Annotated in this window: 12 protein-coding genes and 1 pseudogene; 6 read left to right on the top strand and 7 right to left on the bottom strand. The window is 30.7% G+C overall.

What is annotated here, in order from left to right:
* Nucleotides 1–47 precede the first annotated feature (47 nt).
* Nucleotides 48–835: pseudogene (locus OQH62_RS00380) on the bottom strand (class I SAM-dependent methyltransferase).
* Nucleotides 836–1,142: 307 nt separating this feature from the next.
* Between OQH62_RS00380 and OQH62_RS00375 the strand changes: the two are divergent.
* The 3 genes from OQH62_RS00375 (at nucleotide 1,143) to OQH62_RS00365 (ending at nucleotide 4,584) form a co-directional block, all read left to right on the top strand.
* Entirely contained in the window at nucleotides 1,143–3,065 is a 1,923-nt protein-coding gene (locus OQH62_RS00375; protein ID WP_266012345.1) for an RNB domain-containing ribonuclease, read from the top strand.
* A gap of 1 nt (nucleotide 3,066) precedes the next feature.
* Nucleotides 3,067–4,029, top strand: coding sequence for a hypothetical protein (locus OQH62_RS00370; protein WP_266012343.1), 963 nt, complete (start codon nucleotides 3,067–3,069; stop codon nucleotides 4,027–4,029).
* A gap of 63 nt (nucleotides 4,030–4,092) precedes the next feature.
* Nucleotides 4,093–4,584, top strand: coding sequence for a hypothetical protein (locus OQH62_RS00365; protein ID WP_266012574.1), 492 nt, complete (start codon nucleotides 4,093–4,095; stop codon nucleotides 4,582–4,584).
* On the opposite strand, the gene OQH62_RS00360 is transcribed toward OQH62_RS00365, so the two are convergent.
* A complete protein-coding gene (locus OQH62_RS00360) occupies nucleotides 4,572–5,459 on the bottom strand; it encodes a hypothetical protein (protein ID WP_266012341.1) in 888 nt (295 codons plus the stop codon). The two genes, OQH62_RS00365 and OQH62_RS00360, sit on opposite strands and share 13 nt — an antisense overlap.
* Nucleotides 5,459–6,385, bottom strand: coding sequence for a 16S rRNA (cytosine(1402)-N(4))-methyltransferase RsmH (rsmH, locus tag OQH62_RS00355; protein WP_266012339.1), 927 nt, complete (start codon nucleotides 6,383–6,385; stop codon nucleotides 5,459–5,461). Before rsmH ends, OQH62_RS00360 begins: the two co-directional genes overlap by 1 nt.
* Nucleotides 6,386–6,526: 141 nt before the next feature.
* Here rsmH and OQH62_RS00350 point away from each other — a divergent pair, with 141 nt between their 5' ends.
* From OQH62_RS00350 to ftsZ, 3 genes are read left to right on the top strand one after another with little or no spacing between them, the layout of a single operon-like run.
* Nucleotides 6,527–8,017, top strand: coding sequence for a peptidylprolyl isomerase (locus OQH62_RS00350; RefSeq protein ID WP_266012337.1), 1,491 nt, complete (start codon nucleotides 6,527–6,529; stop codon nucleotides 8,015–8,017).
* 2 nt (nucleotides 8,018–8,019) lie between these two features.
* The gene (ftsA, locus tag OQH62_RS00345) at nucleotides 8,020–9,402 is read left to right on the top strand and encodes a cell division protein FtsA (protein WP_266012335.1); all 1,383 of its coding nucleotides are present in this window, start codon (nucleotides 8,020–8,022) and stop codon (nucleotides 9,400–9,402) included.
* A gap of 13 nt (nucleotides 9,403–9,415) precedes the next feature.
* The gene (gene ftsZ / locus OQH62_RS00340; protein ID WP_266012333.1) at nucleotides 9,416–10,522 is read left to right on the top strand and encodes a cell division protein FtsZ; all 1,107 of its coding nucleotides are present in this window, start codon (nucleotides 9,416–9,418) and stop codon (nucleotides 10,520–10,522) included.
* Nucleotides 10,523–10,527: 5 nt separating this feature from the next.
* On the opposite strand, the gene OQH62_RS00335 is transcribed toward ftsZ, so the two are convergent.
* From OQH62_RS00335 to OQH62_RS00320, 4 genes are read right to left on the bottom strand one after another with little or no spacing between them, the layout of a single operon-like run.
* Nucleotides 10,528–11,328, bottom strand: coding sequence for an adenylosuccinate lyase (locus tag OQH62_RS00335; RefSeq protein WP_266012572.1), 801 nt, complete (start codon nucleotides 11,326–11,328; stop codon nucleotides 10,528–10,530).
* Nucleotides 11,319–12,050, bottom strand: coding sequence for an arginyltransferase (locus OQH62_RS00330; protein ID WP_266012331.1), 732 nt, complete (start codon nucleotides 12,048–12,050; stop codon nucleotides 11,319–11,321). Before OQH62_RS00330 ends, OQH62_RS00335 begins: the two co-directional genes overlap by 10 nt.
* Nucleotides 12,050–12,235: a hypothetical protein gene (locus OQH62_RS00325; protein WP_266012329.1), complete on the bottom strand. Its 186-nt coding sequence runs from the start codon at nucleotides 12,233–12,235 to the stop codon at nucleotides 12,050–12,052. Before OQH62_RS00325 ends, OQH62_RS00330 begins: the two co-directional genes overlap by 1 nt.
* Nucleotides 12,232–13,677: an acetyl-CoA carboxylase subunit A gene (locus OQH62_RS00320; protein WP_266012327.1), complete on the bottom strand. Its 1,446-nt coding sequence runs from the start codon at nucleotides 13,675–13,677 to the stop codon at nucleotides 12,232–12,234. The genes OQH62_RS00325 and OQH62_RS00320 overlap by 4 nt, the downstream gene beginning before the upstream one ends.
* Nucleotides 13,678–13,718: the final 41 nt, after the last annotated feature.

The following is a 13,718-nucleotide window of genomic DNA, read 5'->3' as shown; positions in this document are numbered from 1 at the left end:
CTTCCATTTTCATACAAGCTTAAAGGCAAAGGATTGTTGCTACAAAATTACACTTTTTTAACCGTCCAAGCTCTTATCTTGTAAGGAACTTCTATATTTTGCAATGAAGAAATTTTATTTTTTATCATTTCTAAAATTTCTTTCCATTTTTTTTCACCTGCTTGTGCTTGTATGTCATTTACAGAGTGCCAAGCACCTATATATCTTTCTTTGGTCCAAATTTCTTTATAATCACACTCCATAAAAAAGCAGTCTGTAAAATCCCCAGTTGAAGTGAGGATTTCTTCCCATTTTTTTGTATTTTGCGTACCAGAACTTATACGAGTAAGATTTGGTATAATATGTTTAATTTCCTTTTCAATTTCATCAAAAAGAGAACCTTCTATTATATGACGTGGATTCCATAGTGCTGTAAAATATCCTGTTTTTTGGCAATCCCCCCCCCATTAAGTATTCGAGCAAATTCAGGTAGAGATTTCTGAGGATTAGTCCAATGAAAAGAACTTGCCATTATTACCCAATCAGCACTTTTGTTTGGCATAGTAGTGTCTTCACCACTTCCTTTTTTCCAAGTGATATTGCTGCATTCTTGAGTGAAAACAATACCTTCTTTTCTCATATTTTCATTAGGTTCAATTGCTGTAATTTGTGCTCCAAATTCGCTGAGCATTTTTGTTAATTTACCTGTACCAGCCCCAACTTCTACAATGTGTAATTCTTGGGCATTTGCTTTTGTATCATTGATACAAGCTAAAAGTTTTTTGAGTAAAAAAGCACTATAAGCAGGTCTATTGTGGTAGTGTTTTGCAACTTCTGTGAAATCACCTTGTTTCATTAAAGTATCTCCTTGTTTGAATTATATTCTGTAACAGCGATTGCATTTGAAATTAACTTTTATTTGTTGTGTTTGTGAAAATATAAATTATAACTCAATCTTACTTAAAAAAAGCATTTTATGCTTTTTGTTTAAAAATTTGCTTTGAAAAAATAATTCGCATTTTAGATTGCAGTTATGTAAATTTGAGATATGATAGACTGTGGCACAACTTACTTAAAAGCACTTTGATTAAGTTTTTCATAATGGATTTATTAATTTTACTATAAAATTCACTCATAAGACTTCAAAAGATAAAGAAAATTAAGTGAAAGAATTTTTAAAAAATCTTAAATATGGTATTCGTTCTCAAGATCTAAACAATGAATTCAAACATATTTTAAGAGAACTTGCAAGTAATGGTGTGGTACGAGAGTATAAAAATGTTTTTTATCGTAATAATGGTTTTGTTTTTGGCACTCTTGATATTTCAAGTTCGGGTACAGGTTTTTTAAAATGTTTTGATGAATATTATAAACAGGATTTATTGGTACAAAGTAAGCATTTTCAAGGAGCAAATTATAAAGATATAGTTGTTGCGAAGCTTTTATCTTTTAAGAGAAAAAGAGTCAGTGCAAAAATATTTTTGGTTTTGCAAAGAGCAAATGAAACTTTTTTGGTAGTTACAAAACAGCACCGCAATACAGTACTTGGAATGAATATTAAAACAGGTCTTCTTCTTCCTTTAAAAGCTTCGCAAAAATCTTTAAAAGCTTTGCCTTTAGGTACTGTTTTAAAGATTCGAAGTCAAGAAAATGCTATTGTCGAAGTTTTAGGACATATTAATGATGAAAGCGTAGATGAAAAGATTGCTCTTGCTTTGTTCAATAAAAATGATACTTTTAGCCAACTATGTCATAATGAAGCTTTATCAAATGGTGAAGAAGTCGATTCAACTATGTATCCAAATCGCAAAGATTTACGCGCTTTACCATTTTGTACTATAGATCCTCTACACGCTAAAGATTTTGATGATGCAATTTATTTTGATGAAAGTTCAAGAAAGCTTTATGTAGCCATTGCTGATGTTAGTGAGTATGTTTTTGCTTACAGTGCTATCGATAAGGAAGCAAGAGCAAGAGGATTTTCTATCTATTTTCCACATAAGGCTGTACCTATGCTACCTCAAGCTTTGAGTGAGAATATTTGTTCTTTAAAACCGGGTTTGGATCGTTTGGTGTATTGCTTTGTAATTTCTTTTGATGAAAAAGCACACATTCTTAAAGAGGAGCTTTTTGAAGCTTTGATTACTTCAAAAAAAAGATACACTTATGACGAGGTTGATATTTTATTTGAAAAAAAGCCAAAATTAAATGATTTTTCTTGGCTTTATTCACTTTTTGAATTGACAAAAATAATACGCAAGAGAAGATTGAAAAATGCTTTTGAATTTCGTACTAAAGAACTGAGGATAGTTTTAGATTCAAGTGGTGCTCTTGAAAGCACCATATATGAAAGAGATACTTTTTCGCATAATTTAATCGAAGAATGTATGCTTTTAGCTAATAAAGCTGCTGCAAAACTTATTGATATTGGTATTTTTAGGAATCATTTGAGTGCTGATTCGCGCAAAATTATAAAGTTGCTTGATGAACTTTTAAGTCTTGGCATAGATGTACAATTTAACCCAAATATACCAGAACTAATACGTGATATACAAGCTTTAGCCGATACATTGCATTTAAGAGCAGAGGTTGATAAGCTTATTATTAAAGCCCATAAGAAAGCAGAATATGGAAGTGAAAATGCTGGACATTTTGGATTAGGTTTTGAATCTTATACCCATTTTACAAGTCCTATTAGAAGATATTCTGATTTATTATTGCACAGACTTTTAAAAGCCAAACAAAAAAAAGATGAGAAACTTTTTAGATATTTGCTTTTAAATATACAAAGCACTTGTGAAAATTTAAGTTTGCTCGAAAGAGAAGCTGATAAAGTTGCTTATGAATTTATGGACAGAAAATTCGCAAGATGGGCGGCTAAAAATATAGGTAAAAGGTTTAAAGCCCTTGTAATAGAAAATGATAGTATATGTAAAGCAAAACTTTACGGTGAGATAAGTGGGGCTAATGTGTTTGTGTATGAAAATAATCTGACTTTACTTGAATACATAGAAGTTGAACTTATAGAGGCTGATATAGCAATGGCAAAAATTTATGCAAGATGCGTGGGAAAATTAGGAGAGTAAAATGTATAGAAAAGATTTACAAAATTTGCTGACAAAGTCAGATTTTCCTCATTTTTTTTTATTGTACGGGGCTGATAATTTTCAAATTGAACTGTATGCAAATTGTATTAAAAAAAAATGGGATGTTGATGAAGTTTTTCAGGTCTTTTTTGAAGACTATGATTATGCTCGTGCAAATGATTTTTTAGCACTTTCTTCACTTTTTAGTGAAAAAAAGCTTTTAGAAATTAAATGCTCTAAAAAACTTTCTACAAAAGAGTTAAAAAATTTAATAATGCTTTGTAGTAGCAGGGAGAATTTTTTGCTTGTTGAATTATATGATGAAGGTTCAAAACAAAATGAGCTTGAGAAGATTTTTGGAAATAATTTTGCGCGATTTTTTAAGCCTAGTAATATGAAAGAAGGTATTGAACTTTTAACAATGAAAGCAAAAGAACTTCAAATAACTCTTACACAGAATGCACTTTTTTTATTATTGAAAAATTTTGATGAGAATTTATATCTTGCAGCAGCAGAGCTTAATAAATTTCAAGGTCAAAGTGTTGATGAGGCAATGATTGAAAAATACTGTTATAGCTTAAATGGTGCGAATTTTGAAAGTTTTTTTGAAAAATTGTTACAAAAAATTGATTGTAAGGATGAAATTGAGAGATTGCTTGAAAATACTAATGAAATAGCTTTGATTAATCTTCTTTATAGCAACTTTTACCGACTCTTTAAGATAGCCTTGTATGCTAAAATTTATGGCAGTGTTGATTTTAAAGAACTTCTTGGTTACATTCCTCCTGTACAAGTGAGGCAAACATTGAGTCAGCAAGCTTTTAATATTAGAGTAGAACAGTATAAAGAGATTTTTAGTCTTTTGCTTCAAAGCGAGTATGAGTTGAAAACACAGAGCAAGCTTATAAAAAAAGAATTTTTGCTTTCAAGCTTGTTAAAACTTTCAAGGATCTTAAAAGCTTAATTGTATTGAAAAATTATTAGAAATTTTAGATACAATTTTAAAAAAAATAAAGCGGTAAAGATGATGAAAAATTTTCAAGAATTAAGCTTTAATTTTCTTTTTAAAGTTTCACACCAACCAGTGTTATTACGGGATTTACTTGAGGCAAATATTTTATTTAATGAAGGAATGCTTATTGACCCAGCAAAACTTAATTTTCGCTTTAAAACTTTCAATGCCTATGTGTATTATGGAATTTTATGCGTACTTATCTTACTTCCTCTACTTGCTCTTACGCATTATTTTTTTACAAAGCTTGATTTTCATATCAGCATTATTAGTGCTGTATTTGTAACATCTTGTATTTTTATAGGGTATGATTTGTTTAAAATTTATGTAAGAAAAAATATTTCTAAAAAGCTTATTCAAAGAGCTTGGAAGAATCATTTTCCTTGCTTTGCATATGAAAAATATTCTAAAATAGTGGAAGAAATTTATAAGCAAGCTTTAAAAGATGAAATTCCAAAAGCCAACTTAGAAAATTATGTTTTAGAAAAGATAGTTCATTCTAAATAGTCTAATATTTGATTTTGAAAACGCATCTTTTCAAGACGTCTGTTTAATTCTTTATTTTCTTCATCAAGTACATTTTCTTCTGTTTTTAATCCTGCAATTTCACGACTAAGATAATAAATTTGATTGCGTATATAAATTTGAGGAGCAAATAAAAATAGAGCAAAGCTAACGGCGAGAATTGCAAAAAGAAGATGATTAAAACTTAAATTCCTTTCTTCTTTGATAGCGCCGCTAAAACCTTCAAGGAGTATATTTTTTGTTTTTTCCTTATCTTCTTGATTTTCTTGAGATTCTTTTTTTAAAATTTGAGTTTTTGGAATTTCTTGAGTGTCCATCTCTTTTTGTAAATTTTTTAAGCTTTGGGCGATGTTAATTTCTTTAAGTTGTGTTAATTCTTGAGCTTTTATTTGTTTTTCTGTTTTTATAGTACTCTTTGATTGCCTTATATCAGAAGTTACAGAGGAGTTTTTTTCTTCAGAATTGTTTAGAATTTGTTTTGTTGGTTTTGCTGATTTTTTTAAGAAAGCAAAGATTTTCTTTGTTTTCTTATGGGCTAATTCATTATTTTTCTTTTTACGCTTTTTTTTAAAACGCGAAAGGATAACTGAAGCTAAAGAACGTTTTTCTTCAAGTTTAACGTTAATCAAATCTTCTTTAAGGTAAATATTTGATTTTTTAGAATACGGTGGTTCATATTCAAACTCACTGTATGTTTTAATGCGACGTTTTGTAAAACGTTTTCTTAAAATATCATCACTTGTGAGTTCTTTTTGAAGTTCATTATCTAAAGGTTTTCCTTGATTTATGGCACGAGAAAACCGAAGCATCTTTTCTCTTATATTTTGTTTTTCTTTTAAAAAATCGTCTTCTAGCATTACTTTCCATTATTGTTAAAATAAAAAACTCTCATTTTTGCACAGCTTGAGCGGGAATTTTCTTTTCTTTCTGTTTCATTTGCTTTGAGTATTTTTTTATGAAGTGTTTGCCCTAAGCTATGATTTGCACCGCATTCACAACGCAAAGCTTTTGTACTGCAAATACAATTTTTGCTCCATTTTTGAAAAAATTGTTTTACTATTCTGTCTTCTAAAGAATGGAAACAAATTATGGCTAAGATGCAATTTGTTAGTTTTAAATCTTGTACTTTTTGGAGAAAAATTTGAAGGTTGTGTAATTCTTTATTAACCTCTATTCTTAAAGCTTGAAATATTAAAGTTGCTTTTAAAATTTTTCTTTTGCCTACTTTTTCTTTTCCTATGAGGTTAAAAAGTTCTTTTGCACTTTGTATAGGTTTCTTTGTCCGTACCGTGCATATCATTTGGGCTATCCTATGGCTGTCGCGAAGTTCGCCATACTCCTTGAAAATATGGGCAAGCTGTTCTTTGGTGTATGAATTGACAATTTCAAAGGCACAGAGTATGTTGTGTCTGTTCATTCTCATATCAAGATAGTCAGAATGAAAACTAAAGCCTCTTTCATTGGTATCAAGCTGAAAAGAAGAAACTCCAATATCTGCTAAGATTCCTCGTAGATTAGAACAAGAAATGTATTCAAAAATTTCACTGAAATTGCTAGAAATAAAATGAGTTCTGTCCTTGAAAGGTTCTAAGCGTTTTTTAGCAAATTCTAAAGCTTGTTCATCACAATCACACGCTATAAGTTTGATTTTAGGATGAGTTTTGAGTACAAGCTCACTATGTCCGCCAAAACCTAAAGTACAATCTAAAAAAATACCTTCATCAAGATTTGCAAAAGTTTGGGCGACTTCATTTAGTAAAACAGGTTGGTGTGGAATTTTCACAACTGTGTCCTAAGCAAGAAAAATAGTGTAATTATAACGAAGAATTAGCTAATGAAAAAATATTTTGTTAAAAAAATTAATTCAACTCTATTTAACACTTCTACGCTATAATATAAGAGTTAATTTGGCTCAAGGAATAGTATGCTTACTTGGATGCAACATCACAAAAAATATCTCGTTGTTACTATATGGGTTAGTGTCATAGCTTTTGTAGGTGCGGGTTTTGTCGGTTGGGGAGCGTATGATTTTAATACAAATCGAAGCTCATCGGTTGCAGTTGTCAATGATGAAAAAATCAGTTTTAATGAATTTAATGCTAGATACAATCAAATTTTTAGTTATTATAATCAAATCAGCAATGGAGCTTTAAACGAAGAAAGTGCTCAAGAAATTGGGATAGAACAATTTGCACTTAAATCTTTAATTGAAGACAAACTTCTGTTGAGTTTTGCAAAAGAGCTTGGTTTTAATGCTAGTGAGACTGAAGTTGTTCAAAAGCTCGCAAGTACCGCGGCTTTTCAAGATTCTTATGGCGATTTTAACAAAAGTATGTATTATGAGCTTTTAAGTCTTAATGGATTAACTCCTAAGCATTATGAAGAAAGTCTTTCAAATGAAATCATTCTTGAGAAACTTTTCCAACTTTTTTCTTTTACGCCTAGACAAGAAGAGCTTGATATGCTTGCTTCAAGTTATTTTATGCGAGATTCTTTAAATATTGAGAAGCTTGAGTACAAACAGGAAAATATTACTGTTAATGAAGAAAAATTGAAGGATTTGTGGCAAGAAAATAAAAATGAATATAAAACCAAAAAAAGATATGAGATTTCAAGTTATTTTCTTTCTGGAAAGGATGAGAAATTTGATGACGAAGAGCTTGAAAATTTTTACAATGAAGGAAGTAATAAGCTAAAATACAAAGATTTTAATGGCAAAATTTTAAGTTTTGTAGATGCTAAAAAAGAAGTTACACGTGATTATATGCTTGAGAAACTTAAAGAAAAAGCAAATGCAAAATTTATAGAATTGAAAAATGCACAAATACATTTTCAAAAAGACGAAAATATCACAGAAAGTGATGTGTATTATCCTCTTGAGCTTTTATCTAAAGCAAAAAAAGGTGAAATTTTGAGGCCTTTTGAATATAAAGATGGATATATTATTACAAGATTAAACGAAGTTTTTTCTCCAAGAGTTAAAACTTTTGAAGAAGCTAGGGCTGAAGTTATACCTCTTTATAAAAGTAAAGAAGCAAGAGAACTTTTAGAAGAGAGAGCTAAACAGAGATTGAATACTTTTAAAGGTGCTAATATAGGTTTTGTTAGTAGAGATTCTTTAAGATCTTCGACCAAAATAGATGAAGCGATGTTAAATGATTCTGAATTGAGTTATTTTTTAATGAATGTTTTTAATTCAGATGTAAACAGCTCTTATGTATTGCTTAATGATAATAAGGCTATTTTGTATAAAATTGTTAAACAAAAACTTAAGGTAAGTCCTAATACTCTTAAACAATATGAATCAATGTTAAAACAAAATGTACAAGCTTTAAAAAGTGATGAGATAAAACAAGAACTTCTAAAAGAACTTGAAAAGAGATATAGAGTGAAAATTTATTATAAAGGGAAGTAGTTTTGAATATATTAGGAATTGATTTAGGTTCAACTCAAACTTGTGCTATTATAGTCCAAAAAGATGAAGAAGGTTTAAAAGTTATAGGTTTTGCAAAAGCTAGAACGAATGGGGTAAAAAAAGGGGCTATTACTAATATTGAACTTGCTTCAAAATCAATCGAAGAAGCTGTAAGCAATGCTGAAATGATGAGTGGCGTCCATTATGATAAAGTTGTTGTTTCTATTTCTGGTGCTTATACTAAAAGTGTTGATAGTATAGGAGTTGTTAATATCCCAAATCACGAAATAGGTATTAAGGAAATCCACCGTGCTGTAAGTACTGCAAAACATACAGCGAATTTACCAAGTGGCTATGAAATTATTCACGTTTTACCCTATAATTTTAAAGTCAATGACCTCGAACATGTTGATGATCCTTTGGGAATGAGTGGTAGTCGTTTAGAGGTTTCTACTCATATAGTAATTTCGCAAGAATCTCATATCAAAAATCTAAAAAAAGCTGTGGAATTAGCAGATTTAAGGGTTGATAATATAGTCCTTTCAGGTTATGCCTCGTCCATAGCTTGCCTTGATGACAGTGAAAAAGAGCTCGGTGCTGTACTTATTGATATGGGTGGAGCGATTTGCGATATAGTTATCCATACCGGAAATTCCATACGTTACAATGATTGTTTGCAAATTGGTTCTATTAATATTACTCAGGATTTATCAATGGCTTTGCATACTCCATTAAAAGAAGCTGAAAAAATTAAATTGAGCTATGCAGCTCTTTCTCAACAACCTAATGCCCTTATTCAAATTCCTTCTATGGGTGATGAGAGAAAAGTAAATGAAGTTTCTTTAGACATTATTTCGAATGTTATTTATGCTAGAGCAGAGGAAACATTGATGATACTGGCAAAAATTTTAAGTGATAATCGTTACATCAATATAATAGGCGGTGGAGTTATATTAACCGGTGGTATGACGAAACTTGCAGGGATTGATGAGCTTGCTCCTGCAACTTTTGACAACCGTTCTGTAAGACTTGCAGCACCTAGAAAAGATATTATTACCGGCTTTAGTGAAATTTTTAATGACCCTGAAAACACTTGCGCCATAGGTCTATGTCTTTATGGAGCTGGATATTTTACACCTTATGAACTTGATTCAAATGAAAAATTACGATATAAAGGTGAAGTGGAAAATTTCAACCGACAAATTCGACAAGAAATTGCTACTTATAGAGAAAACGAAAGTGAAATAAAATCTCATTTTTTTGATGAAAGTTTACAAGAAAATGATACAATTTTAATACAAGAGCAAGAGGTATATAAGAAACCAAAAGAAAAAAAATCTAGCGTATTTTCCAGTATTTGGCATAAAATTATGAATCAATTTTAAAGGAGAAAGTTTTATGAGTGAATTTTTAGTAGAAGAAGTGCAGCATAATAAGGGTGCTAAAATAAAAGTTATAGGTTGTGGCGGCGGTGGCGGTAATATGATTAACCATATGGTAAAAATGGGTTTAAATGAACTCGATTTAATAGCAGCTAATACAGATTCACAAGCTATTTCAAATTCCTTAGCAAAGACTAAAATTCAACTCGGAGAGAAGAAAACTAAAGGGCTTGGTGCTGGAATGTTGCCAGAAGTAGGTGCAGAAAGTGCTAGAGAGAGTTTTGAAGAAATTAAGGCTTCTTTAAGTCAAAGTGACATAGTGTTTATTGCTTCAGGTTTTGGTGGAGGTACAGGCACGGGTGCTACTCCTGTAATAGCTCAAGCTGCCAAGGAAATTGGTGCTTTGACAGTTTCTGTTGTAACTATGCCTTTTAGTTTTGAAGGAAAACAAAGAAAGAAACTTGCTGAAAATGGTCTTTTGGAGCTTAAAAAAGAAAGCGATTCTATACTTGTAATACAAAATGAGAAACTCTTAAGTATTATTGATAAAAAAGCAGGTATTAAAGATGCATTCAAGCTTGTTGATGATATTCTGGCACGTGCTGTTAAAGGTATGGTTTCAATTCTTTTAGATAATGGTGATATTAACGTTGATTTTGCTGATGTAAGAACAATTATGAGTCATCGCGGTCTTGCTTTAATGGGAGTAGGAAGTGCGCAAGGCGAAAATGCTATTGAGGAAGCTCTTTCTAATGCTATCGAATCTCCTTTACTTGATGGTATGGATATTAAAGGTGCTAAAGGTGTTATACTTCACTTTAAAACAAGTTCGAATTGCTCTTTAATTGAAATTTCAGCCGCAGCAAATAGTATAGAGGAGATTGTTGATGAAAATGCAAAAATTATTTTTGGTTCAACTACTGATGATGCTATGGAGGATAGAGTCGAAGTAACTATTATTGCTACAGGTTTTGAAGATAAAGAAAGTGCTACCAAAAAAAATATAGAGGAAACTCCTAGAAAGAATCCTTATCTTAATCTTAAAAAAGTAAGCGGTGGTTATGATGAAGAAATTATGGCTCAAATTGAAACACCAACTTTTCTTCGCCGTCAAATGGACTAATTCTGCTATGCTTTATTTTTATATAAAGCCTTAAGATTATCATAAGCAATTTGTATTTTCTCAAATTGTTCTCTGCAATGTGCCTTTTCTATTGCACTTTTATTGTGATGAAAGTCAGGGTGATAAAGTTTAACTAAAATAAGATATTTATGACGAATTTCGCTTAAGTCGTTTTGTGGAGTGCACTCTAAGATCTTGAAGTATGAACTGAAAAGTTTAGCTAAAGCATTAAATTTCCATTGAGTATTTACTTTATTATGCAATTTTTGGCGAAAATCTTTATATTCGTTTCGATTTATATCAAAATTAACACAATATCTTAAATGTTCATTTTCATTTGCGAAAGCTTCAAAGAGCTCTAGTGTATTTTCATCTTTATATTCAAGTATTAGAAGACCGTTGTTTTGTTTGCTGATATGATTTTTAAAATAATTTCCCATATAGCTCATAAAGAGTTTTTCGTTTGTGTTAAGTTTGATTAGAATGTGAGGATAAGCAAATTCCACCTTGATAAATAGTAGAGTTTTTGGCATATTAATTTGTTCAAAATTTAATTTGAAAGTTTTAAAATGTGCATCTTGAAGATTTTGTATGCTTGTATTTGTTTTTTTGCGATAACGTTGTTCTAAAACTTTCAAAAAGTATCTTCTTTGCGGGATTTCATCTTCTGTGAAGAAAGAAAAAATTTTATTTTTTCTTCCTACTACCTTTGAAAAGTTTTTTGAAATTAAATTTTTAAAATAGTGAAAAACAGTAATATCATCAGTATTGACATTGATAGATTCTAAAGTTTGTATTACTTGCATTTCATTTTCTCCCATAGAGGCAAGTCTTCGCAAAGCAAACTTGCACTTTTTAAAATTTCATTAGGTGTATAATCGGCTTTATAGGACAAAGATTGACACTTTTTAACAAAATATCCTAAATAAACATAAGCTAAATTTTTGTTTTGAGCTATTTTTATTTCATTGAGTAAAGAAAATTTTCCTAAAGACAAATATGAAAAATCAGGATCATAGAAACAATAAATGCTTGAAATTCCATCTTCTAAAATATCGATTAAATCGACACAAATCAGTTTGTCATCTTTATAAAAAGCAAGCTCATAACCAAAATCCATCTCTCCATCGATATAAAGATTATAATACTGTCTAAAATTTAAATCATAACGTTTCCAAGCTCTTTTTTCTTCCATAAAACGATGGTATTTATCATATAAATAAAGATGTTCATCACTTAAATTTGGTCTTCTTAGAAGAATTTTTGTATTGGTATTTTTGTGAAAAATTCTCCTTTCACTACGGGAAAATTGGTATTCTTGAGCGAGAATTCTAAGACTGAGACATTCTTTGCACTGTGCGCATATTGGACGAGAAAAATACCGACCAAATCGTCTCCAACCTCTTTTTATAAGCTCATTATTGAGTTTCTTTGAACAATTCTGTAGGTATTTGTATTCTATTCTTGTACGTTTTTCTTTGAGGTATGGACATTGTTCTTCTAGGGTGCAAAATCCTATTTCTTGCATTAGTTTTTCTTAATTTTTGTATTTGCGATAAGCTTTGAGAATTGTTTTATTAGTCTTTGTTCTTTTTGAGAGCAGCTTTCTTGTTTAGTATCACGACATTGTGTTTGTGTAGTTATGATAGATTTTTCAGAGGGTGTTTGCATTTGATTTTTTATTTGCATTAGGTCATCAAAAAAATTCATCATTCTCTACTTTCTCTAATTTTTTTCAAAGTTGCAGCAATTGCAGCGACAACTTCTTCTTTATTATCTTGATGTCTATCTTCTGTTTTTTCTAAAAGTTCTTGCATATGAGTTTCTATAAAGGAAGTGTCGAAATATCCCCTTCGGAATTTTCTCATCTTTGTAATTGCAATTAAAAAAGGTATAGTTGTTCTTATATTATCAATAAGGAATTCTTTAAGAGCTCTTTGAAGTTTATTTACTGCCAAATCATAACTTGTTGCTTTGACTATGAGTTTTGCAAGCAAAGAATCGTAAAACGGCGGCACGGTATAGTCTTTGTAGATATGACTATCAACTCGTACAGAAGGTCCTAAAGCAGGGTAGTATTCACCAATTTTTCCCGGATTAGGGATGAAATTTTTCCATACATTTTCAGCTGTAATTCTTGCTTCTATAGCAAAACCTCTTGGATGAATATCACTTTGTTCTAAATCTAAAATCTCACCTCCAGCAATACGAATTTGTCGCACAATTAAATCAAGTCCGGTAATTTCTTCTGTAATAGGATGTTCGACTTGAATTCTTGTATTCATCTCCATAAAATAGAATCGGTTATAATCATCAAGTAAGAATTCTATTGTGCCCGCGTTTGTATAGCCTACAGCTTTTGCAGCTGCTACGGCTGTAACACCCATAGTTTTTCTAAGATTGTCGGAAATAGAAGGACAAGGTGCTATTTCTAAAACTTTTTGATGTCTCCTTTGTATAGAGCAGTCTCTTTCGCAAAGATGAATGATATTGCCATAATTATCACCTAAAATTTGAAATTCAATGTGGCGAGGATTAACTATATATTTTTCCATAAAAACTTCATCATTATTAAAATAACTTAAAGCCTCTCTTTTACACGATTCAAAAGCATTTTTAAGCTCTTCTTCTTTATATACAACTCGAATGCCTCTTCCTCCTCCACCACCGCTTGCTTTTAAAATAACAGGGTAGCCAATTTTTTCTGCTAAAACTGCAATCTCTTTGATGGAATAAGCATTCAATTTTTCAGTACCCGGAACAATAGGAATTCCATTTTGTGCCATTAAATTTCTTGCTATATTTTTATTTCCCATTTTATAAATTACTTCAGATTTCGGGCCTATGAAAAGCATATTAGCTTCTTCGCAAGCCTTAGCAAATTCATAGTTTTCGCTTAAAAAACCATAACCGGGGTGTATAGCATCAGCCCCACAAGCTTTGGCAATTTCAATGATTCTTGCTATGTCAAGATACCCTCGTATAGCATCAGTTCCTATTCTATAAGCTTCATCAGCAATTTTTACATGTAAACACTCTCTATCTGGTTCAGTAAAAACTGCTACACTTTTAATATGTAAATCTCTGCAAGCACGTATAATTCTAACTGCTATTTCAGCACGATTTGCAATTAAAATTTTGTGAATTTGTATCATAGTTTAGCCTTCAAAAAAGGAAATTGAAAGTACATTGTAGC

The sequence above is a fragment of the Campylobacter sp. MIT 21-1684 genome, assembly GCF_026241315.1.
Taxonomy (GTDB): Bacteria; Campylobacterota; Campylobacteria; order Campylobacterales; family Campylobacteraceae; genus Campylobacter_D.
The sequence above is the reverse complement of the archived record's forward strand: the minus strand, read 5'-3'. Positions and strand labels throughout refer to the sequence as shown.

What these genes read in the sequence shown, in the direction of transcription:
- OQH62_RS00335 (WP_266012572.1), bottom strand. Translation starts at nt 11,328, where the DNA reads ATGCAAGTAATACAAACTTTAGAATCTATCAATGTCAATACTGATGAT.
- OQH62_RS00325 (WP_266012329.1), bottom strand. Translation starts at nt 12,235, where the DNA reads ATGATGAATTTTTTTGATGACCTAATGCAAATAAAAAATCAAATGCAA.
- OQH62_RS00320 (WP_266012327.1), bottom strand. Translation starts at nt 13,677, where the DNA reads ATGATACAAATTCACAAAATTTTAATTGCAAATCGTGCTGAAATAGCA.
- OQH62_RS00365 (WP_266012574.1), top strand. Translation starts at nt 4,093, where the DNA reads ATGAAAAATTTTCAAGAATTAAGCTTTAATTTTCTTTTTAAAGTTTCA.
- OQH62_RS00360 (WP_266012341.1), bottom strand. Translation starts at nt 5,459, where the DNA reads ATGCTAGAAGACGATTTTTTAAAAGAAAAACAAAATATAAGAGAAAAG.
- OQH62_RS00370 (WP_266012343.1), top strand. Translation starts at nt 3,067, where the DNA reads ATGTATAGAAAAGATTTACAAAATTTGCTGACAAAGTCAGATTTTCCT.
- ftsZ (WP_266012333.1), top strand. Translation starts at nt 9,416, where the DNA reads ATGAGTGAATTTTTAGTAGAAGAAGTGCAGCATAATAAGGGTGCTAAA.
- OQH62_RS00330 (WP_266012331.1), bottom strand. Translation starts at nt 12,050, where the DNA reads ATGCAAGAAATAGGATTTTGCACCCTAGAAGAACAATGTCCATACCTC.
- OQH62_RS00350 (WP_266012337.1), top strand. Translation starts at nt 6,527, where the DNA reads ATGCTTACTTGGATGCAACATCACAAAAAATATCTCGTTGTTACTATA.